General features: G+C 68.1%; 22 protein-coding genes. 6 read left to right on the forward strand and 16 right to left on the reverse strand.

The window, feature by feature from the left end; all coding sequences use genetic code 11:
- Positions 1-62: 62 nt before the first annotated feature.
- Both I7X18_RS01575 and pe read left to right on the forward strand, forming a co-directional pair.
- The gene (locus I7X18_RS01575; RefSeq protein WP_193044878.1) at positions 63-1,346 is read left to right on the forward strand and encodes an HNH endonuclease signature motif containing protein; all 1,284 of its coding nucleotides are present in this window, start codon (positions 63-65) and stop codon (positions 1,344-1,346) included.
- 99 nt (positions 1,347-1,445) lie between these two features.
- A complete protein-coding gene (pe, locus tag I7X18_RS01580) occupies positions 1,446-2,585 on the forward strand; it encodes an acyltransferase PE (protein WP_193044877.1) in 1,140 nt (379 codons plus the stop codon).
- Between the two features lie 64 nt (positions 2,586-2,649).
- Here pe and I7X18_RS01585 read toward each other — a convergent pair whose 3' ends face one another.
- Entirely contained in the window at positions 2,650-3,318 is a 669-nt protein-coding gene (locus I7X18_RS01585; protein WP_193044876.1) for a GAP family protein, read from the reverse strand.
- Positions 3,319-3,409: 91 nt separating this feature from the next.
- Here I7X18_RS01585 and I7X18_RS01590 point away from each other — a divergent pair, with 91 nt between their 5' ends.
- The gene (locus I7X18_RS01590; protein ID WP_193044875.1) at positions 3,410-3,895 is read left to right on the forward strand and encodes a flavin reductase family protein; all 486 of its coding nucleotides are present in this window, start codon (positions 3,410-3,412) and stop codon (positions 3,893-3,895) included.
- Between the two features lie 10 nt (positions 3,896-3,905).
- On the opposite strand, the gene I7X18_RS01595 is transcribed toward I7X18_RS01590, so the two are convergent.
- The 5 genes from I7X18_RS01595 to I7X18_RS01615 form a co-directional block, all read right to left on the reverse strand.
- Positions 3,906-4,067 carry a hypothetical protein gene (locus tag I7X18_RS01595; protein WP_193044874.1) on the reverse strand — a complete coding sequence of 54 codons (162 nt, stop codon included), beginning with the start codon at positions 4,065-4,067 and terminating at the stop codon, positions 3,906-3,908.
- A 62-nt stretch (positions 4,068-4,129) separates the two neighbouring features.
- On the reverse strand, positions 4,130-4,882 hold the full coding sequence (locus I7X18_RS01600) for a succinate dehydrogenase/fumarate reductase iron-sulfur subunit (protein ID WP_193044873.1): 753 nt from the start codon (positions 4,880-4,882) through the stop codon (positions 4,130-4,132).
- Entirely contained in the window at positions 4,879-6,795 is a 1,917-nt protein-coding gene (locus tag I7X18_RS01605) for a fumarate reductase/succinate dehydrogenase flavoprotein subunit (RefSeq protein WP_193044872.1), read from the reverse strand. The genes I7X18_RS01600 and I7X18_RS01605 overlap by 4 nt, the downstream gene beginning before the upstream one ends.
- A 41-nt stretch (positions 6,796-6,836) precedes the next feature.
- On the reverse strand, positions 6,837-7,655 hold the full coding sequence (locus I7X18_RS01610) for a succinate dehydrogenase subunit SdhC (RefSeq protein WP_193044871.1): 819 nt from the start codon (positions 7,653-7,655) through the stop codon (positions 6,837-6,839).
- An 83-nt stretch (positions 7,656-7,738) separates the two neighbouring features.
- Positions 7,739-8,035: an Rv0250c family protein gene (locus I7X18_RS01615; RefSeq protein WP_193044870.1), complete on the reverse strand. Its 297-nt coding sequence runs from the start codon at positions 8,033-8,035 to the stop codon at positions 7,739-7,741.
- A 110-nt stretch (positions 8,036-8,145) separates the two neighbouring features.
- Here I7X18_RS01615 and I7X18_RS01620 point away from each other — a divergent pair, with 110 nt between their 5' ends.
- The 3 genes from I7X18_RS01620 to nirD all read left to right on the forward strand — a co-directional run bounded on the left by I7X18_RS01620 (position 8,146) and on the right by nirD (position 12,164).
- Positions 8,146-8,916, forward strand: a complete 771-nt coding sequence (locus tag I7X18_RS01620; protein ID WP_193044869.1) for an isocitrate lyase/PEP mutase family protein — start codon at positions 8,146-8,148, stop codon at positions 8,914-8,916.
- 309 nt (positions 8,917-9,225) lie between these two features.
- Positions 9,226-11,799 (forward strand): nitrite reductase large subunit NirB, encoded by a 2,574-nt coding sequence (nirB, locus tag I7X18_RS01625; protein ID WP_193044868.1) that lies wholly within the window; start codon positions 9,226-9,228, stop codon positions 11,797-11,799.
- Entirely contained in the window at positions 11,796-12,164 is a 369-nt protein-coding gene (nirD, locus tag I7X18_RS01630) for a nitrite reductase small subunit NirD (RefSeq protein WP_193044867.1), read from the forward strand. Before nirB ends, nirD begins: the two co-directional genes overlap by 4 nt.
- A 3-nt stretch (positions 12,165-12,167) precedes the next feature.
- On the opposite strand, the gene I7X18_RS01635 is transcribed toward nirD, so the two are convergent.
- The 10 genes from I7X18_RS01635 to lysE form a co-directional block, all read right to left on the reverse strand.
- Positions 12,168-12,737 (reverse strand): DUF2231 domain-containing protein, encoded by a 570-nt coding sequence (locus I7X18_RS01635; protein WP_193044866.1) that lies wholly within the window; start codon positions 12,735-12,737, stop codon positions 12,168-12,170.
- A gap of 242 nt (positions 12,738-12,979) precedes the next feature.
- Positions 12,980-13,675 carry a sirohydrochlorin chelatase gene (locus I7X18_RS01640; protein WP_193044865.1) on the reverse strand — a complete coding sequence of 232 codons (696 nt, stop codon included), beginning with the start codon at positions 13,673-13,675 and terminating at the stop codon, positions 12,980-12,982.
- Positions 13,672-14,820: a uroporphyrinogen-III synthase gene (locus I7X18_RS01645; RefSeq protein WP_193044864.1), complete on the reverse strand. Its 1,149-nt coding sequence runs from the start codon at positions 14,818-14,820 to the stop codon at positions 13,672-13,674. The genes I7X18_RS01640 and I7X18_RS01645 overlap by 4 nt, the downstream gene beginning before the upstream one ends.
- A 289-nt stretch (positions 14,821-15,109) precedes the next feature.
- Positions 15,110-15,658, reverse strand: a complete 549-nt coding sequence (locus I7X18_RS01650; protein WP_404822759.1) for a GNAT family N-acetyltransferase — start codon at positions 15,656-15,658, stop codon at positions 15,110-15,112.
- A gap of 36 nt (positions 15,659-15,694) precedes the next feature.
- The gene (locus tag I7X18_RS01655; protein WP_193044863.1) at positions 15,695-16,573 is read right to left on the reverse strand and encodes a 5-oxoprolinase/urea amidolyase family protein; all 879 of its coding nucleotides are present in this window, start codon (positions 16,571-16,573) and stop codon (positions 15,695-15,697) included.
- Between the two features lie 21 nt (positions 16,574-16,594).
- Positions 16,595-17,263 (reverse strand): 5-oxoprolinase subunit B family protein, encoded by a 669-nt coding sequence (locus I7X18_RS01660; protein WP_193044862.1) that lies wholly within the window; start codon positions 17,261-17,263, stop codon positions 16,595-16,597.
- Between the two features lie 73 nt (positions 17,264-17,336).
- On the reverse strand, positions 17,337-18,011 hold the full coding sequence (locus I7X18_RS01665; RefSeq protein WP_193044861.1) for a queuosine precursor transporter: 675 nt from the start codon (positions 18,009-18,011) through the stop codon (positions 17,337-17,339).
- Positions 18,012-18,049: 38 nt separating this feature from the next.
- Positions 18,050-19,009 (reverse strand): ABC transporter substrate-binding protein, encoded by a 960-nt coding sequence (locus tag I7X18_RS01670; protein ID WP_193044860.1) that lies wholly within the window; start codon positions 19,007-19,009, stop codon positions 18,050-18,052.
- A 90-nt stretch (positions 19,010-19,099) separates the two neighbouring features.
- Positions 19,100-19,897, reverse strand: coding sequence for an SDR family oxidoreductase (locus tag I7X18_RS01675; RefSeq protein WP_193045032.1), 798 nt, complete (start codon positions 19,895-19,897; stop codon positions 19,100-19,102).
- 354 nt (positions 19,898-20,251) lie between these two features.
- The gene (gene lysE / locus I7X18_RS01680; RefSeq protein WP_193044859.1) at positions 20,252-20,851 is read right to left on the reverse strand and encodes an L-lysine exporter; all 600 of its coding nucleotides are present in this window, start codon (positions 20,849-20,851) and stop codon (positions 20,252-20,254) included.
- Between the last annotated feature and the right edge of the window lie 62 nt (positions 20,852-20,913).

Here is a 20,913-nt window from a genome sequence, read left to right on the forward strand (position 1 = left end):
GTTCAACGGGATTCGCCCTCGCGCCACCCAGACTTGTCAGACCGTTCTGCGATGATGGGGTCATGTCCTCGAGCGCACCGTCTTTCGTCCCCAGCGCGCCTCGCGTTGCGCGGCTCGAGGTGTTGTTCGAGAAGTTGGCGGAGCTGACCGGGCAACGCAACGCCATCGACGGGCAAATCGTGGAGATCGTCGCCGAGATCGACCGCGACGGATTAGGCGGCATCACCGGCGCGAGATCCATTCCAGCGCTGGTGGCGTGGAAGACCGGGACGTCGTCGACGAACGCCAAGACCATCACCGCCGTGGCGCGGCGACTCGATGAATTCCCGCGCTGCATAACAGACCTGCGGGAGGGTCGACTGTCGCTGGATCAAGTCGGGGTCATCGCCGAAGGCGCAAGTCCCGGATCCGATAAGCACTACGCCGAACTCGCCGCGGTCGCCTCGGTCAGTCAGTTGCGCACCGCGATCAAACTCGAACCCAAACCGGAACCCGCACCCGCACCCGAAGACGAAGACGACGACGAGCCGGCAGCCCAACCCGAGCCCGAGCCGGCTTGCTCGATCACCACAACCACCGACGACCAGTACACCTACTGGCGGATCAATCTCGAACACGCCGAGTCGGCCAAGTTCGAGGCCGCCCTGCAGTCCCACCACGACGGGTTGATCGCCCAGTGGAAACGCGACCACGGCCAAAGCGCCGCCGCTGACCGGCCGCCAATGCCCACCCGCGCCGATGCGTTCATAGCGTTGGTCGAAGCCGGCTGGGACACCGAAGCCGCCCGCCGTCCCCACGGGCACCGCACCACCGTAGTCGTGCACGTGGACATCAAGGACCGTATCGCCGCGCTGCATCTGGGTCCGTTGCTTTCCGATGCTGATCGGCGCTACCTGACTTGTGATGCCACCTGTGAGGTGTGGTTCCAACGCGACGGCCAGGTCATCGGGTCCGGGCGCACCACCCGGCTGATCAGCCATCGACTGCGGCGGGTGCTCGAACACCGCGACCGCACCTGCGCGGTCCCCGGGTGTGGCGCCACGCGGGGTTTGCACGCCCACCACATCCAGCACTGGGAAGACGGCGGCCCGACTGACCCGGACAACCTCGTGTTGCTCTGCCCCTACCACCACCGCCTGCACCACCAAGGTGTCATCACCATCACCGGACCCGCCACCCGCCTGACCGTCACCGACAGCACCGGCCGACCATTGACGTCGGGGTCGCTGGCCCGCCCACCCAACCAACCCCCGCCCACGGTTGCGCCCTACCCGGGACCGTCCGGAGAGCGCGCCGACTGGTGGTGGTACACAGCCTTCCAACCCCCACCACCCACCACGAACTGACCCGCCCCGGCGGCGCTCGCCGCACTCCCCGTCAGGCGGATGGACAGGTAAGGTGCGGGACAGTGCAGTACAGCCGGGCGGGAAAGGTGTGAGAAGGATATGAAACGACTTCTCGCATTCGGCTCTGCGCTGACAATCATCGGAGCGGCAGGCGGTTTCGGCCTGGGGAGCGCCTCGGCCGACGAGTCACCGGTCCCGCCGCCGAACCCCGCCACCCCGACCGACGGTCCGCCGCCGCTGGGCACCCCGGGCAGGGCGTACGCCCTGGGTGGCGCCCACGTCCTGGGCATTCCGTACGACGAATACATCATGCGCACCGGCTCCGACTGGTTCCCCGGACTGGACCGGCAGATCGTCGACTACCCTGCCGGGCAGGTTCAGGGCCACACGCTGGAACGCCTGTTCCCGGGAATCGGCCGGCTCGACGACTCCTTCCCGGGCCTGGGTATCGACGGCCCCAGCGTCGGTGAGTCGGTCGACATCGGGACGCCCAACGTCATCAATGCGGTCCGTGAGGGTGGTCGCGGCACCGCGATCGGCCTGTCCGAGGGCGCGATGGTGCTCAACGACGTGCAGGCGAAGCTGGCATACGATCCGGCCGCCCCGCCGCCGGATCAGTTGAGCTTCGCGACGTACGGCGACCCGGTGGCACGGCACGCCTTCGGTGAGAGCTTCCTGACCCAGATGTTCCCCGTCGGCAGCGTCGTGCCCTCACTGGACTACCGCATCCCGCCTCCGGTGGAGAGCCAGTACGACACCTACCAGTTCGTCTCGGCCTACGACAGCATCGCCGACTGGCCGGACCGTCCGGACAACTGGTTGTCCGTCGGCAACGCGATCGTGGGTCTGGCGACCGGTCACACCGCGGTCGCGTTCACCAACCCGAGCATGGTTCCGCCGCGGAACATCCGCACGACCGTCAACTCCCGCGGCGCGAAGACGACGACGTTCATGATCCCCGAGGAGCACCTTCCGCTGGTGCTGCCCTTCAAGTACCTCGGGGTGGACCAGGCGACGCTGAGCAAGCTCGACGCGGTGCTGATGCCGTACGTGGATGCGGGTTATTCGCGTAACGACGACCCGCTGACCGCGCCGATCACGGTGGACCCGGTGAACGGTTACGACCCTGCAGAGGTCACCGCGCCTGCCACCCAGGCCGCCTTCGGCGGCGCCGCCGATCCGGTGTCGCAGCTGCTCTCCGGGCTGCAGTACGTGCTCAACAACCCGCCCAAGCCCTGACCCCGGGACTTCGGCGTGGTTAGTCGCGCTCACCGCGACCAACCACGCCGAAATCGCCTGGCGGCTACATACCGGCGAACCCCACCCCGAGGAGCACGCAACCGATCACGGCCAGCAGGGCGCCGGCCCCGCGACGGCCGTGCGAACGCAGCCGCTCGTAGAGTGCCGACAGCGTCGCGCGCGTGCGGTCCGGCGCCACCAGGTAGCACAGCAGCGGAATCTCCACGAGCGCGAACGCCACCACGTTGAACAGCATCAGGGCGCCGAGTTGAACGCCGGTCGCGGCGCCGGAGGCGACGATGATCGCCAGCGCGGCAAGGTAATCGACGGACGGCAGCGCGATACCGAGACCGGCGATCCCCGCCATCCACGGCGAAGGGCCGTTCACCACTCGCCGTGCGCGCGCCGCGAGCGGGCCGAACCGCGTTTCTGCCAGGCTCGCGGCGTCTCGGCCGCGCCCCCACACGCCCGTGGCCACCAGCGCAGCGTTGACGAGCACGACGGCGCCGACCACGATCTGCACCGTGGGGAGGGTGAAGTGGGCGGATCCCAGCGCCGGCCGAAGGACGAACAGCACGACCACGCCCACGGCCGTGCCCATCGCGAAACCGCCGGCGAGTAAGGCGAGCAGCTGCCGCCGCGGCTGCGGGCGGTTGATCATCAGAACCGTCATCCCGACCCGGAACGGCTCCAAGCTGACCGCGACGGCCATCAGCAGGAGCGGGATCCACATGATGCGCGTCACGCTACCGCCCCCGGCTTTCCGCTCACAGTGTTTGGCGCGATGGCGAGCGAGCACCACCACGTGTGAAAATGGACTGGCTATGAGTCGCACAGATCTGGACCCGGCCACGCTCCGCGAGGCCTTCGGTCACTTCCCCACGGGTGTCATCGCGATCGCCGCGGAAACCGGCGGCACGCGGGTCGGCCTTGCCGCGAGCACGTTCGTGCCGGTGTCCCTCGACCCTCCGCTGGTGTCCTTCTGCGTGCAGAACACCTCGACGACGTGGCCGAAGCTCAAGGACCTCCCGCGCCTGGGCATCAGCGTGCTGGGCGAGTCCCACGATGCGGCCGCGCGCACGTTGGCGGCCAAGGCCGGCGACCGGTTCGCCGGCCTCGAGACGACGTCGACGGACGAGGGCGCCGTGTTCATCAACGGCACCAGCGTGTGGCTGGACAGTTCGATCCATCAGCTCGTCGAGGCGGGCGATCACACGATCGTCGTCCTGCGGGTCGAGGACATCAGCGTCCACCCGGACATCGCGCCGATCGTGTTCCACCGCAGCACGTTCCGCCGACTCGGCGGTTGACGCGAGGAGATCAGGGGCGCGTGGAGAGTTCCTCGCGATAACCCTGGATACGTCGCTCGATCTCGGCGGCGTCGCCGGGCCGGCCCTCCTTGCGGGCCAGATCGGCGCGCGCTGACAGCTGGCGGATCGCCGTGCGGATGTCGTTGAGGCTGTGCGTGTGACTGAGGGTCATCAGGCTGCCTTTCGTTGTTGCTTGGCCGCTCGACACGAGGCTACCCGACGGTGTGACACGGCTCACTTCCTTCGGAAAAGCTTGTCGCCCAGCCACACCACCGGGTCGTACTTGCGGTCCGCCGCACGCTCTTTCATCGGGATCAGCGCGTTGTCGGTGATCTTGATGTGCTCGGGGCAGACCTCGCTGCAGCACTTGGTGATGTTGCAGTAGCCGAGCCCGTGGACTTCCTGGGCGTCCTCGGCGCGGCGCTCGTGGACATCGAGCGGATGCATGTCCAACTCCGCCATCCGCATCAGGTAGCGCGGACCCGCGAACGCCTTCTTGTTCTCCTCGTGGTCGCGTACGACGTGGCAGACGTTCTGGCACAGGAAACACTCGATGCACTTCCGGAACTCCTGTGACCGGTTGACGTCCTCCTGAGCCATCCGGTACTCACCCGGCTGCAGATCCTTCGGTGGTGTGAATGCCGGGATCTCCCTGGACTTCTCGTAGTTGAACGACACGTCGGTCACCAGATCCCGGATCACCGGGAATGCGCGCAGCGGGGTGACGGTGACGGTGTCCTCCTCGCCGAACGTCGACATCCGCGTCATGCACAGCAGCCGCGGGCGGCCGTTGATCTCCGCTGAACACGATCCGCACTTGCCGGCCTTGCAGTTCCACCGCACCGCCAGGTCACCGGTCTGGGTTTGCTGCAGGCGGTGGATGATGTCGAGCACCACCTCGCCCTCATTGACCTCGACGGTGTAGTCCTGCAGTGCGCCGCCCTCCTCGTCGCCACGCCACACCCGCAACTTCGCTTGGTAGCTCATGAGCTTCTCCTCGAGGGGTGGTTGGCGAGTTCGTCGTCGGTGAAGTACTTCTCGAGCTCGTCGAGCTCGAGCAGCTCCAACAGGTCGTCGCGCATCGGCACCTGGTCCTCCTGGGTGACGGTCACGCTCGGGACCACGACGTCGTCGTCCTGCGCGCGGCACACCAGCAGCGTCTTGCGCCATTTCGCGTCCATCGCCGGGTAGTCATCGCGGGTGTGACCACCGCGGCTCTCGGTGCGCTCGAGCGCCGCCTTGGCCACACACTCGCTGACCAACAGCATGTTGCGCAGATCGATGGCCAGATGCCAGCCCGGGTTGAAGTGCCGGTTGCCCTCGACCTTGACGCGCGTGAAACGCTCCCTCAGCTCGTCGAGCTTGTCCTGGGCTTCGATGATCTCGTCGGCCTTGCGGATGATGCCGACCAGCTCGTTCATGGTGTCCTGCAGGTCGAGTTGCAGGGTGTAGGGGTTCTCCGGCTCGCCGCTGTCCGGACCGTCGAACGGTGCCAGCGCAAGCTTCTTCGCCGCGTCGACCTGCTCCTCCGACACCGTCGGCCGGTTGTCCAGCGCCCGCACGTAGTCGGCGGCGCCCAGCCCGGCACGGCGGCCGAAGACGAGCAGATCCGACAGCGAGTTACCGCCCAACCGGTTCGACCCGTGCATACCGCCCGCGCACTCGCCGGCGGCGAAGAGGCCGGGCGTCTTGGCGGCGCCGGTATCCGGGTCGACCTCGATGCCACCCATCACGTAGTGGCAGGTGGGTCCGACCTCCATCTCGTCGGTGGTGATGTCGACCTCCGCGAGCTCCATGAACTGGTGGTACATCGACGGCAGCCGGCGCCTGATCTCCTCGGAGCTCATGCGTGACGCGATGTCGAGGTAGACACCGCCGTGCGGGGTGCCGCGGCCCTCCTTCACCTCGGTGTTGATGGCGCGGGCCACCTCGTCGCGGGGCAGCAGGTCGGGGGTGCGGCGTGCGGAGTCGTTGTCCTTGAGCCACTGGTCGGCCTCATCCTCGGATTCGGCGTACTGCCCTTTGAACACGTCAGGGATGTAGTCGAACATGAAGCGTTTGCCGTCGGAGTTCTTCAGCACGCCACCGTCGCCGCGCACACCCTCGGTGACGAGGATGCCTTTCACGCTGGGCGGCCACACCATCCCGGTCGGGTGGAACTGGATGAACTCCATGTTGATCAGCGTCGCGCCCGCCCGCAGCGCCAGCGCGTGCCCGTCGCCGGTGTACTCCCACGAGTTCGACGTGACCTTGTAGGACTTGCCGATTCCGCCGGTCGCGAGCACCACCGCCGGTGCGTCGAACAGGATGAAGTTCCCGCTCTCGCGCCAGTAGCCGAACGCCCCTGCGATCCGGTCGCCATCCTTGATCAGGTCGGTGATGGTGCACTCGTGGAACACCCGGATCCGCGCGTCGTAGTCGCCGAGTTCCTTTTTGTCCTCCTGCTGCAGCGACACGATCTTCTGCTGCATGGTGCGGATGATCTCCAGGCCGGTGCGGTCACCGACGTGGGCCAGCCGCGGATAGGTGTGGCCACCGAAGTTGCGCTGGCTGATCCGGCCGTCCTTGGTGCGGTCGAACAGTGCGCCGTAGGTCTCGAGCTCCCACACCCGGTCGGGTGCCTCCTTGGCGTGCAACTCGGCCATCCGCCAGTTGTTCAGGAACTTGCCGCCGCGCATGGTGTCGCCGAAGTGGACCTGCCAGTTGTCTTTCGGGTTGGTATTGCCCATCGATGCGGCGCACCCGCCCTCGGCCATCACCGTATGCGCTTTGCCGAACAGCGATTTGCAGACCACGGCTACCTTCAGGCCCCGCTCCCGGGCCTCGATCACCGCTCGCAAACCCGCGCCGCCGGCACCGATCACGACGACGTCGTACTGGTGCCGTTCGACTTCAGCCATGAAACCTCACTTGTCCTCGAAGAACTGATCCGGTTGTCTTGTCAGCCAATGAATCTCAGGTCAGAGATGGTGCCGCTGGCGACCAGCATGACGTAGAAGTCGGTCAGCACCAGCGTCCCGAGCGTGATCCACGCGAACAGCATGTGCCGGGTGTTGAGCTTGCTGACCTGCGTCCAGGTCCAGTAACGGATCGGGTGCTTGGAGAAGTGCTTGAGACGACCGCCGGTGACGTGACGGCAGGAATGGCAGGACACCGTGTAAATCCACAGCAGGACCACGTTGGCGACGAGGATCACGTTGCCGAGTCCGAACCCGAATCCGGTGGGGGAGTGGAACGCCAGGATCGCGTCGTAGGTGTTGATCAGCGAGATGAGGACGGCGATGTAGAAGAAGTAGCGGTGCAGGTTCTGCACGACGAGTGGCAACCTGGTCTCACCGGTGTATTTCGAATGCGGTTCGGCCACACCGCATCCCGGCGGCGACTGCCACACCGACCGGTAGTACGCCTTGCGGTAGTAGTAGCAGGTCAGCCGGAACAGCAGCAGGAACGGCAGTGAGAACGCCGCGTACGGCAGCCACCAGACGTCGGGCAGGTACTGACCGAAGTGGCTGGCCTCGGGGATGCACCCCTTGCTGACGCACGGTGAGTAGAACGGCGTCAGATAGTGGTAGTCGGCCACCCAGTAGGCACTCTGCCAGAACGCCCGGACCGTCGCGTAGATGACGAACGCGGCGAGGCCGAGGTTGGTCAGCAGCGACGACACCCACCAGCGGTCGGTGCGCAGGGTCCGCTGCGGGATCTCTGCGCGTCCCGCGGAGTAGACGCCGGTGCCGTCACGGTCTGCGGTCGGTGCGCTCACGGTTGCCTTTCGGGAAGATTCGGTGACGGCATGCGGTTACCCGGCGGCGCTGTCGCGCCGTGATGGTGTGGGCGGCGGTCGGGTTAGCGGGTGCCGCCGAGGCCTTCGTCGTCGACACCACGCCAGAAGTCGGAGTCGTACTGGGTGTCGGGGATCGGGATCTTCTCCCCGACGTGGTGGTGCCTGCTCAACCCCCGGCCGAGTTCGAGTTCCTCGGCGTCGATGTCGAGACGGTCGATGTCGTTGAGGATCCGTTCGGCGTCGTTGACGATGCGGCGCATCGCGGGGGAGTCGCCGTATTGAGACGCCAACGCCGTGACGCAGCGTCGCAGGCCGCCGATGAGTTCGTGCAGTTCGGCGAGATCGGTCGTGGTGGACAAGTGACCTCCTTGGGCTGAAGGGTGTCGTGAATCACATTACGCACCTGATGCTAGCCACATCACTGACTTGGAAGTGAGACAGATCACGTCTGAGGGGGGAGGATGGGCGCGTGCCGAACCCAGATCTGCAGCAGCGGGCCGCCGCGCTGCTCGCCCTGCATCAACCCGGAAACCCCGTGGTCCTGCCCACCGTGTGGGATGCGTGGTCGGCCAGGCTCGCCGTCGGAGCGGGCTTCTCGGCGCTGACCGTCGGCAGCCACCCCGTCGCCGATTCTGTCGGGCGCGCCGACAACGAGGGCATGACGTTCGACGAATTGCTCACGCGCGTCGCGCAGATCACCGAGGCCCTCGAGGAGTTCGGAGACGCGCCGGTGTCGGTGGACATCGAATCGGGTTACGGCGAGGCGCCGGCCCGGCTCGTCGACGGGCTGCTCGGCGTGGGCGCGGTCGGGCTGAACATCGAGGACACCGTGCACAGTGAGGGCGGCCGGCTCCGGTCGTCCGGTGAGCACGCCGACCTGGTCGGGGCACTGCGCGCCGCCGCGGACGCCGCCGGTGTGCACGTGGTGGTCAACGCCCGTACAGACCTGTTCCTGCGTAAGGACGGCGACGACGCCGACCGGGTGGACCGCGCCGTCGCGCGACTGAAGGAGGCCGCCGCGGCGGGTGCCGACGTGCTGTACCCGGTCGGTCGCCACGATGCGGAGACGCAGCGCCGCCTGACCTCCGAGTTGCCGCTGCCGGTCAATGCGATCGGCGTGCCGGACCAGGACGACCCGGCGTCGTTCGGCCCGCTCGGGGTCGCGCGCATCAGCTTCGGCCCGTTCCTGCAGGCGGCGCTGGCCACGAGGGCGAACGAAATCCTCGACCGCTGGAAGTAGCCGCGTCCCGGTCCCCGTCCGTCCATCCATCCGTCCAGACAGCAGTCAGGGTCGTCAACCACGACGGTTCACGACCCTGACGTCATTCTCGGCGGCGCAGGGAGCGCGCGGACTACCCGTTCTCGATCGCGATGCGCTGCGGCTGGGCGCCGGCATACGACCTCGCTCATGTTCCCGCGTGGGTCGTTTCGCTCGAGGTGAACGCGTCGTGCGGTCTCACAACCGCTCCCGAAGCGAGGTGAGCACACCGTGATGGCGCCTTCACACGAGGCGACATCGCGGCAATATCGGCTTCCTAGCCTTGCGCCCATGCCCTCAACGAAGAACGTCGTGGTCATCGGCCACGGCATGGTCGGGCACCGGTTCGTCGAAGCGCTGCGCGCGCGCGACACTGCGGGTGCCTGGCGGATCACCGTGCTCGCCGAGGAATCCGACGCCGCCTACGACCGGGTGGGCCTGACCGGTTACACCGAACACTGGGACCGGACATTGCTCGCGCTCGCGGGGAACGACTACCCCGGGGACGATTTGATCGAGTTGCGCCTCAGCAGCCGCGTCACCGAGATCGACCGGGACGCGCGGACCGTGCGGACCGCAGACGGTGCGAGTCTCGGGTACGACGCCCTGGTGCTGGCCACCGGTTCATACGCCTTCGTGCCGCCGGTGCCGGGACGCGACCTGCCGTCGTGTCACGTCTACCGCACTCTCGACGATCTCGACGCGATCCGCGCCGACGCGCAGCGCAGCCTGGCCGCGGGGAACGCGCCGGTCGGCGTGGTGATCGGTGGTGGCCTGCTGGGCCTGGAGGCGGCGAACGCGCTGCGGGCGTTCGGGTTGACGGCGCATGTCGTGGAGAGATCACCGCGGCTGATGGCCCAGCAGCTCGACGACGCCGGGGGTGCCCTGCTGGGCAGGATGATCACTGATTTGGGCATCGAGGTTCACCTCGGCGTCAGCACCGACGCGATCAAGCCGGCGCAACGCAACCGGCCCCTGCGGCGCTCCGCCGACGACGACTCGCTGCGGGTGATGCTGGGCGACGGGACGCACATCGATGCGGGTCTGGTCGTGTTCGCAGCCGGTGTCCGGCCGCGCGACGAGCTGGCCCGCGACGCAGGGCTCGAAACCGCCGAGCGTGGTGGCGTGCTCACCGACCTCGGTTGTGTCACAAGCGATCCCCACATCTACGCAGTCGGGGAGGTCGCCGCGATCGAGGGTCGTTGCTACGGCTTGGTGGGGCCGGGGTACACCAGCGCCGAAGTCGTGGCGGACCGGCTTCTCGGCGGTGTCGCGGAGTTTCCCGAGGCCGACATGTCGACCAAGCTCAAGTTGCTCGGCGTGGACGTGGCCAGTTTCGGCGACGCGATGGGCAACACCCCGAACTGCCTCGAGGTCGTCGTCAACGACGCGGTCAACCAGACCTACGCCAAACTGGTGCTCTCCGATGACGCCAAGACACTGCTCGGCGGCATCCTGGTGGGCGATGCGTCGGCCTACGGCGTCCTGCGGCCGATGGTGGGCGAACAGCTGCCCGGCGACCCGATGGCGCTCATCGCGCCCGCGGGCCCCGGCGGAACCGACGGGGCGCTCGGCGTCGGTGCGCTACCTGCCGCCGCGCAGATCTGTTCGTGCAACAACGTCACCAAGGGCGACATCTCGGAAGCGATCACCGGTGGCTGCTGCGACGTCGCCGGACTCAAGGCGTGCACCAAAGCGGGCACGTCGTGCGGATCGTGTGTGCCGCTGCTCAAACAGCTGCTCGAAGCCGAGGGCGTGACCCAGTCGAAGGCCTTGTGCGAGCACTTCAGCCAGTCGCGCGCCGAACTGTTCGAGATCGTGTCGGCGACCGACATCCGCACCTTCTCCGGTCTGCTCGAGCGGTTCGGCACCGGAAAGGGTTGCGACATCTGCAAACCCACCGTGGCGTCCATCCTCGCCTCGACGAGTTCCGACCACATCCTCGACGGTGAGCAGGCTGCGCTGCAGGACTCCAACGACCACTTCCTGGCCAACATCCAGCGCAACGGCAGCTATTCGGTGGTGCCGCGGGTGCCCGGCGGCGACATCAGACCCGAGCATCTGATCCTCATCGGCGAGATTGCCAGGGACTTCGACCTGTACACCAAGATCACCGGCGGCCAGCGCATCGACATGTTCGGCGCGCGCGTCGAGCAACTACCCGAGATCTGGCGCCGCCTCGTCGAGGGCGGGATGGAGTCCGGCCAGGCCTACGGCAAGTCGTTGCGCACCGTGAAGAGCTGTGTCGGCAGCGACTGGTGCCGCTTCGGCCAACAGGATTCGGTGCAGATGGCCATCAACCTGGAACTTCGCTACCGCGGGCTGCGCGCCCCGCACAAGATCAAGATGGGGGTGTCCGGTTGCGCCCGCGAATGCGCAGAGGCACGCGGCAAGGACGTCGGTGTCATCGCCACCGAGAACGGCTGGAACCTCTACGTCGGCGGCAACGGCGGGATGACGCCGAAGCACGCTCAGCTGCTCGCCGGTGACCTCGACGACGACACGCTGATCCGTTACATCGACCGGTTCCTGATGTTCTACATTCGCACCGCCGACCGGTTACAGCGCACCGCGCCGTGGGTGGAATCGCTCGAGGGGGGCATCGACCATCTGCGCGAGGTGGTGTGTCACGACTCTCTGGGCCTGGCGACCGAATTCGAGGCGGCGATGACGCGGCACGTCGACGGCTACTCCTGCGAGTGGAAGGGCGTGCTCCAGGATCCCGACAAGCTGTCGCGGTTCGTCTCGTTCGTGAACGCACCGGACGTGCCCGATCCGACAATCGCCTTCACCGAGAACGCCGGTCGCAAGGTCCCGGTGCAGATCGGAATGCCCACCGTCCGACCGCTTCAGGAGACGCAGTGACATTGCTCGACGACCGCGAAGACGCTGACCTACTCCCCGCCGAGTGGACGGTGGCGTGCCGCTACGAGTACCTGATCCCGTGCCGCGGCGTGGGGGTGCTGCTACCCGACGGGTCGCAGGCGGCGTTGTTCCGTCTCGAGGACGGCAGCCTGCACGCGGTCGGCAACATCGACCCCTTCTCCGGCGCCGCGGTGATGTCGCGTGGCATCACCGGCGACCGGGGTGGGCGTTCCACCGTGCAGTCGCCGATCAAGAAGCAAGCCTTCGCCTTTGACGACGGTACCTGCCTGGATGACCCCTCGGTGGCGCTGCCGGTGTACCGGACCCGGCGCACCTCCGACGGTTTCGTCGAGATCGCGTCGTAGGACTCAGGCCGCGCGTAGGTGCTCGACCGGGTTGCGGTGGGTGACCGCGCGCAGTGGCTGCCAGCGGAACATGCCCGCACCCTGTGCGTAAGACAGGTGACCGCCGAGGGCGCCGCCGACGCTGATCGCCGCCAGTCCCAGCAGGCTGTACACCCGCGCTGCGCGCACCTTCTCCTTGCCGTACGCCCGGTAGGCCAGCCCGAACAGCGTCACCCCGGCCGCGTTGGACACCGCGTGCGCCAGGCCGACCCGCTGCTGGCGTTTGTTGAGCAGCACGTAGTCCGCCCAGCCGGCCAGCACGGTGGGCGGTGTCGCGGCCAGCCCGACGCCGACGAGTCGGCGCGCCGTGGCGACATCCTTGAAGACGACGTCGAAGACCACCGACGTCATCCAGGTGCCGATCGGCAGGGTGATCAACAGCGGGTGGACGGGGTGGCCCAGCCAGGAGCCGCGCAGGATCCGGCCGAGCCGGGCACCGTCGACCACCCGGCCCGCGATGCGCGCGCTGGCCTCAGCCGGTGCGTCGAGCGACTTCACCTCTTCGACACTGGCGAGGATGCGATGGATGTTCATGCTCGTGGAAGTACCCCGTGATCAATCGGCGAACCCTCCGTTTCGGGGTCACGACCGCTTCGACGAGTCGCTCGCAAGGGTGGCCGCGTACGTCGTGAACGTACTGACATGGGAGCAGCGCGGCAGGCCCACTCACGCCGTTACCGCCGGCACGGCCCCCTGCTCACTGATCGGCCGCACCATACCTGGATGGTTGCCGGCGAGACGGACCGTATTAATAGGCAGGCATTCGCGGCGCGCCCCTAGGCGGCGAGCGGAAGCCGGGCCCGCCGGAACCGGCTGGCGATCAGCCGCACGAGCCCGGGGTGCGTGCCGAGCGGGTCGGTGACGATATCGGCGCCGCTCGCCCGCAGCCGATCCTGAAACAAGCCCTCGGACAGAAGATATGACGCCACCACCACACGGCGGCCGCCACGGCGGCCGCCACGGCGGCGCACCGCGGTGACCGCGTCACCGATGCGCGGCCGGCCGGTGGCGGCGAACGCGAGATCGACCCGTGCGCCGGTGACCGCGGACAGCGATGTGGCCGTGGTGTGCAGATCACGAAATGCCGAACGATCCGAGGTGCCCGCCGCCGCGAGGATCACCGAATCATCGGGACGCCAGCCGGATTCGACCAGACGGTCGGCCAGTACCCGCACCAGTTGAGGGTCAGGCCCCAGCGCCGGGGCGACCGTGACGTCCGGATGGCCGCTGGCCTCGACGTGCCCGGGGATGTCGCTGCGCACGTGGTAGCCGCGTGACAGGAACGCGGGCACCAGAACGGCGGGACGGTCGGGCATCGTGCTCAGCACGTCGGCGGGTGTCGGGCCGAGTACGTCGACGAAGGCGATGTCGACGGGCGCCGACAGGGCTGCGGCGACGCGGTCGGCGATGTCACCGATCAACGCGACACCGCTGGCCTTGCGGGTGCCGTGCGCGACGAGGATCCGGTTCACAGCGCTCCCGCCAGGTCGTCGTCGACGGTGAGGCGGTATCCGCGTTTGACGACGGTGGACACGATCTGCTTGTCACCCAACGCGGTTCGCAGGCGCAGCACCGCAGTCTCGACGGCGTGCGTGTCGGTGCCGCTGCCGGGCAGGGCGCCCAGCAGGTCGGTGCGTGACACCACCGACCCGGGCCGGTGGGCGAGAGCGCGGATGGTCGCCATCCCGGCCGGGGACAGGGATTTGACCACGCCGTCGACCAGCACGCAGGTGCCGCGGATCTCCAGCAGGTGTCCCGCCACCCGCAGGGTGCGGGCCTGCAGCAAGGGCAGTTCGTCGGTGATGTGGCGGGCCAGCGCGCCCAGCCGCATGCGTTCGGGTGCTGACGTCGGCACGCCGAGCCGGACCAGCGGGCGCGCGGTGACGGGCCCGACGCACATCGCGTGCACGGTCGTCCGCATCGCCGACAGCACCCGATCGGCCACGCCCATCTCGGTGGCCCGCATCAGCACCGACGCCACGGCCGGCGCGGAGGTGAAGCTGACGGCGTCGAACTTCTCCTCGGCGATACCGGCCACCAACTGGTCGAACTCACCGTTGCGGGGGGCGGGCCGCCAGCGGTATACACGGATCGGCACCACGTCGGCGCCCGCGGCGCGCAGTTCGTCGAGGAATTCAGGAAAAGGATCCCAGTCGTCGGTCGCACCGTGGAGTTGCACGGCGATGCGCTTGCCGGCGATGCCGCCGTCGAGCAGGTAGCGCAGCACTTCGCGGGACGACTCGGACTCGGGCGACCATTCCTCGGGCAGGCCGGCGGCGCGCAACGCGCCGGTGGCCTTCGGCCCCCGGGAGACGATGCGGGCCCGCTCCAGTGCGGCGGTCAGGTCGGCGGCGACGCCCCAGCCGTCGGCGGCGGCAATCCAGCCGCGGAGTCCGATGCCGGTGGTGGCGACCACGATGTCCGGCGGCGTGTCGATCAGCGCGTGGGTGTGGGCCCGCAGCTCGTCGTCGTCGGGGAGCGGGACCATCGCGATCGCGGCCGCGCTTGTGACGGTTGCGCCCCGGCGGCGCAGCAGTGCGCTCAGCTCTTCGGCGCGGCGGGCGGAGGTCACCGCCACCCGGAATCCGGTGAGCGGCAGCCAGTCGGGCTCACTCATGACTTCTGTGTATGCAGGTTGTGTTTCGTTTGTGTTTCACAGCCATTGCCATGGTATAGCCGGAAGCCCTGGGGTGGCCGGTGTGGGCAGGGCGACGCCGTTGTCACCCTGCCCACGGATCCGGTGGTCACGCTCGGGCCAGGTCGAGCTGCTGTGTGCGCTCCGGGATCCCAGTCGGTGATGCGGTGCGCCATGGCGGCAACGGTAGGAAGGCTTCGTTACCCCGACGCTGCCCGCGGTGACCCCGCCGTGAAATTCCGCTCACCACCGCGGACGGTGCGGTGTGAGGTCACCAGACGTCGCCGTGGCGCCAATCGCAGGTGAGTTCCGCCGTGATGTCGAGGCCGACGCTGACGGGAAAGACGAACACCGAGCCGTCGTCGTCGGGTGTCCGGATGCGGCCGCCGGGGGCCAGCACCGACGTCGGACCCCGCCACGGCGTCCAGCCCCGGTCGACATACATGGGCCGGGCCATGTCCGAGGTCGCGAGCGCACCCAGTTGGTAGGCGCCGCGCAACACCTGCTCGCAGGCGTCCATGACGGCGCTGCCCAGGCCCTGCCTGCGGCAGTCCTCCCGCACCGCGACGGCTTCGAGGTATCCACACCGCAGCACCGCGTCACCGCAGAGCAGCCGGCGCTGCACCACCGCGGCGTGCGCGATCAATGCGCCGTGGCTGCAGATCAATGCGTGCATCCCGCCGAGCGCATGCTCCCAGTCGTCGTCGGTGAAATCCCCGCCGAAGACATCGGTGACCATGCGGCGGGCGCCTTCGCGGGTCTCGTTGTCGAGATCGGCGGTGTGGACCAGCCGCGCGGTATGGACGTCACGCACGCGCAGGGGTGCGGACAGATCTCCGGGCTGCACACTGCCGTTCTACCAGTGTTTGCGTGGCCGCGACCAGTGCAGCCGCACCGTCTGGCCGGGGCGGGCCTGTGACGCCGCGTCGATGTCCTCGTCGGTCACGACGCCGACCACCGGGTAGCCGCCCGTCACGGGATGGTCCGGGCCGAGGATGACCGGTAAACCGTTGGGCGGCACTTGGATTGCCCCGCGGGTCGCGCCTTCGCTGGGCAGCTGCCGGTCGGGCCACCGGTACTCCAGCGGCATGCCGACCAGCCGCATGCCGACGCGGTCACTGCGGTTGGTCACCTGCCAGTTGGTGCGGATCAGCACATCGGGGTCGACGAACCAGTCGTCACGCGGGCCCGGCACGACGACGAGGTCGAGCACGTCGTCGTCGATCGCCGCCACCGGGGCCTGGTCGAGCTCGGGGAAGTCGGCCGTGTGGTCGCCGACGGGCAGCACGTCGCCGGGTTTGAGCGGTTGCGGCCCGATCGCCGACATCACGTCGTAGCTGCGTGACCCGAGCACCGGCGCCACGTCGATTCCGCCGCGCACCGCGAGGTAGCTGCGCAGACCGGAGTGCGGTATCCCCAGCGAGATCACGTCGCCATCGTGAGCGTAATGGATGCTGTTGGTGCCGAACGGTTTTCCGTTGATCGCGGGGTCGGTGTCGGCGCCGGTCACGGCGACGGCGATGTCGCCGCCGCACACCCGGGCGGTGAAGCCACCGAACATCACCTCGACGGTCGCCCGGTCACCGGGGTTGGCCACCAGACGGTTGGCCAGGGCGTGTGCGCGGCGGTCCGCCGCACCCGACCGGGTGACGCCGATGTGCGCCAGCCCGGGCCGGCCGAGGTCTTCGACCAGCGCCAGCGGCCCGGTGTCGAGGATCTCCAGAGTCGCCATCATCGCCTCCTCATCCCACTGTGCTCATCCCACGGCGCGGAACTCGACCCACGCACCCAGGGTGAGTAGCGCGGGGCTTTCCCGGTTCACGTCCCAGAGCACGGCGTCGGTGTGCCCGATCAACTGCCAGCCGCCGGGCGATTCACGCGGGTAGACCCCGCTGAACTCGCCGGCCAGCCCGACGGCTCCGGCGGGCACCTTCGTGCGCGGCTCGGCGCGACGCGGCACCTGCAGCCGCTCGTCCCCGCCGACGAGGTAGGCGAATCCCGGTGCGAAACCGCCGAACCCGACCCGCCACAGGGTTCCGGTGTGGGCCGCGACGACCTGGTCGGGGTCCATACCCGTCAGCCGGGCCACTTCGGCGAGATCGGCCCCGTCGTAGACCACGTCGATGGCGATGTCGGCGGCGCGGTCCTGCGGGCTGGCGGATTCGCGGAGCGCGCCCCGGTCGAGGCGCACAGCAGCCAGCCGTTGGCGGGTCGGCGCCTGGCGGTGCGAGCCGTCGAGCTTGATCAGGACGGTGCGCGAGCCGGGCACGATGTCGACCACGCCGGGGAGTCCGGCGTCGCGCACCGCGTCGGACCACGCCAATACCTCGGCGCTGCTGTCGAACTGGAGGAGAAGTGCCCGGTCGCCGTAGTCGAGCACGGTGTCGAGAACCATCGGGTCCATCACATCCGGTACTGCGGTCATACCCAAAGCTACCGCCGGGTAAGGTCGGCGGCCGCTCCCTGAGGAGCCTTGCCAGAGGTGTTTTAAAGAAGGCTCAGGTCGCAGGCTCGTAAGTCGGTTCACGGCGCTTGATCGCGGCGATCACGCGGTAGGTCACCGGCAGCATCGCCGCCTCGATGAGCGTCTTGTAGACCCAGCCGATCGCCGCGTAGACGGCGAATGACCCCATGTTCCCGAACCCGATGATCGGTGCGGCGATCGCACAGAAGACGAGGGTGTCGGCGAACTGCCCGACCACGGTCGACCCAAGCAACCGCGCCCACAGGTGGTGTTCCTTGGTGCGCTGTTTGATCCGCACCACCATCCACGCGTTGACGAGCTGACCGACGAGGAAGCCGGACAACCCCGCGATCGCCAGCCCCGTGATCGCGGCCACGGTGGTGGCCAGCGCGTCCTGGTTGGCGTAGTCGGGGGCGCCGGGCAGGCGCACGGTCACCCACAGTACGAGCACTGCGAGTGTCTGCATGGCGAAGCCGATGAACACCGCTCGGCGGGCGGCGCGGAAGCCGTACACCTCGCTGAGCACGTCGCCGATGACGTAGGTGAGCGGGAAGACCAGGAAGCCGCCGTCGGTGAGCAGCGGTCCGAAGGCCACGCCTTTGGTGGCGGCGACGTTGGAGATCAGTACCAGCCCGGTGAACACGGCGAGCAGCGTCGGGTAGTAGGCGGAGCCCACCGCCGCGGAACCCCGGTGGGCTGTCTCGGTCACCGCGCCATTCTGGCAGGCACCGTCAGGGCAGGCGCACGTCAGGCCAGGATTTGCGCCAGCAGCGGGGGCAGCCGGTCGGCGACCAGGGGATAGGACAGCGGGGAGGCGAAGGCGATCGCGCCGGCGAGTTCCTTGTCGGTGAAGATGGTGCGCCCGCCGGCGACTGCCTTCAGCCCCGCGATGGTGGGGTCGGCCAGTATCGCGCCCTGTTCCTGGTCGCTCTCGGTGGTCCAGATCAGGACGTCGGCGGCGTCGAGCACCGACGCCATCCGGTCGCGCGGGATCAGCGGATCGCCGGGGTCGGCGACGGTGAACCCCATCTGGGTGAGGAAGTCGGTGCGCCAACCGGGCGGCACGGCCTGCACGTTGTCGCGGTAGAGCGGGCCGCGCAGCAGCAGCGCCTTCTTACCGGCGAACTGCGGATTGGCCGTCGCCGCGTTGGTGAATCTCTCGTCGACGCGGGTGATGGCGGTCTGCATCTCGTCGGCCTTGAACACGGCCTGGCCGATGACGGTGGCCTGGTCTTTCCACGGTTCGAAGAAGGCGGCGGACCCGTTCTGCGCCACCGTCGGGGCGATCTCGGAGAGCGTGGCGTAGGTGTCGGCGTCGAGGCCGGCGTTGGTCGCGACGATCAGGTCGGGGTTCAGGCCGCGGATCGCCTCGATCTGGACACCGTCGGCGAGGCTGAGCACGGTCGGCTGGGCCGGCCCGAGTTGGCTTCGCGCCCATGGCCACACGCCGAACGGCTCACCTCCGAACCAGTCGGTGACGGCGATCGGCACCATGCCGACAGCCAGCAGGTCGTCCTGTTCGGTGAGGCCGGCACTGACGACGCGCGTGGGCGGGGCGGGGATGCGGGTCTCCCCGAATGCGTGGGTGACGGTGACCGAGCCGTCCTTCGCGACGGTGCCGGGTTCGTCGCCTGAACACGCGGCCGGTGCCGACGCGGCCGCGGCCGTCATGGCGAGAAAGCTTCGCCGCGACCAGGCAGTTGACACGCGGCGAGCGTAACCGCTAACCCACCTCGAAGCTGTCGAACAACACAGGGCCAGGCCGAGCGCCACCACGGGCGCACCGTGAGGCCGACCTCAGGAGTGCGCGAGCTTCTTGTTGACCAGTCGGGTCAGCCATGCGGGCGAGAAGCGGGCCCCGGAGGAAATCACTTTGGATTGGACGCCGACGGGGAAGTGCACCTGGTGTAGTGCGCGGCGCAGCGCCGACGGTTCGACAGCGGCGACGATCGCGTCGGCGACGTCCTGGGCGGTCAGCCGGATGCCGAGCGAGTCGGTGGTGCCGGTCTTGATGTTGTCGGTCATCGCGGTCTGGACGTACAGCGGCCACATCGCGATCACCCGGATCCCGTACCGGCTCCATTCGAGGTCGAGCGCCTCGGTGATGCCGCGGACGAAGAATTTCGTGGCGCTGTAGTTGGCCAGTTCGGCCTGCCCGTAGATGGCACTGGCCGAGGCGAGGTTGACGACGACCGACCCCGGGGTGTTACGCAGGTGGGGGAAGGCGGCGTAGAGACCGCTGACGACGCCTTTGGTGTTGATGTCGATCTCCCTGAAGTGACCGGCGAGGTCGAGTTCCTCGAACCGGCCGGCCCGCAGGATTCCCGCGTTGTTGATCATTACGTCGAGGCGGCCCCCGGTAGCCTCGGTGAACTCGGCGACCCGCTGTGCCATCTCGTCGCTGTCGGTGACGTCGAGGTGGCCGGCGATGACGGTGGTCTGTACCCGGTCCAGTTCTTCGGTGAGGGTCTTGAGCCCGACGTCGTCGATGTCGAAGGCTCCGACGGTGTAGCCCCTACGGGCGAAGGCGATGGCGGTCTTGCGACCGATGCCGGCGGCGGCGCCGGTGATGAATACGGATTTCGGGGTGTTCATGCGACTCGGGGTGTTCATGCGACTCGGGGTGTTCATGCGACTCGGGGTGTTCATACGACATAGTCACCCATCGAAAGTCACTCGCAAACGCGGATCGCCCCACGCAATGTCAAGATCGGATTAACCAAGGTAGTAAATATTTGCCGCAAATTGCCGGGGTCGACGTGCCAGGAGTGGCTGATGTGACTCACGGGACATGTCTGATGCCGCAAAAGATGCTGAATGGCCTGGAACCCCCCTCCGCGGCGCTAGGGAGAGAACCACTCAGGAGAGTCCCAGGCCTGTTCTCCACGGTACGCGCCGAATTCGCTGATGCAATATTTTTTCAGGGAATTCTGCTCGAAAAGAATGACGTCACCCGAGCGCGACGGTGATACCGAGACCGATCATGGTCACCGCGATCAATGCGTCGAGCACCCGCCACGTCGTCGGCGAGGAGAACAATCCGGCGAGGCGTCGGGCACCGAATCCGAGGCACACGAACCACACGGCGCTCGCGGTGACTGCTCCGACGCCGAAGAGCCAGCGTTCTTCGCGGTGCTCGTTGGCCAGCGCGCCGAGCAGCACGACCGTGTCGAGGTAGACGTGCGGGTTGAGCCAGGTGAGCGCCGCACAGGTGAGGAGGACGCCGACGAGGCGCGCGGGACCTTCTTCGGAAGGGGTGAGCGCTGATGGCCGGACGGCGCGCCGGGCGGCGAGGGCGCCGTAGCCGATCAGAAACGCCGCGCCCCCGAACCGCGCGACGCTCAGCGCCTCGGGGTGGGCGGTGACCAGCGCGCCGAAACCGGCGATACCCGCGACGATCAGCACCACATCGCTGACCGCGCACAGGGCGACGACGGCCGCGACGTGCTCGCGGCGGATGCCTTGGCGCAGCACGAACGCGTTCTGCGCGCCGATGGCGGCAATCAGCGTGAGCGACGACAGGAAGCCGAAGACGACGGGGGAGGTCACGGCTTCGACGGTACGAACGCGGCGGCGATCAGTACAGCTAAAGATTCTTCGGCTGCATTAGA

It is taken from the genome of Mycolicibacterium baixiangningiae (genome assembly GCF_016313185.1).
In the GTDB taxonomy this organism is placed as follows: Bacteria; Actinomycetota; Actinomycetes; order Mycobacteriales; family Mycobacteriaceae; genus Mycobacterium; species Mycobacterium baixiangningiae.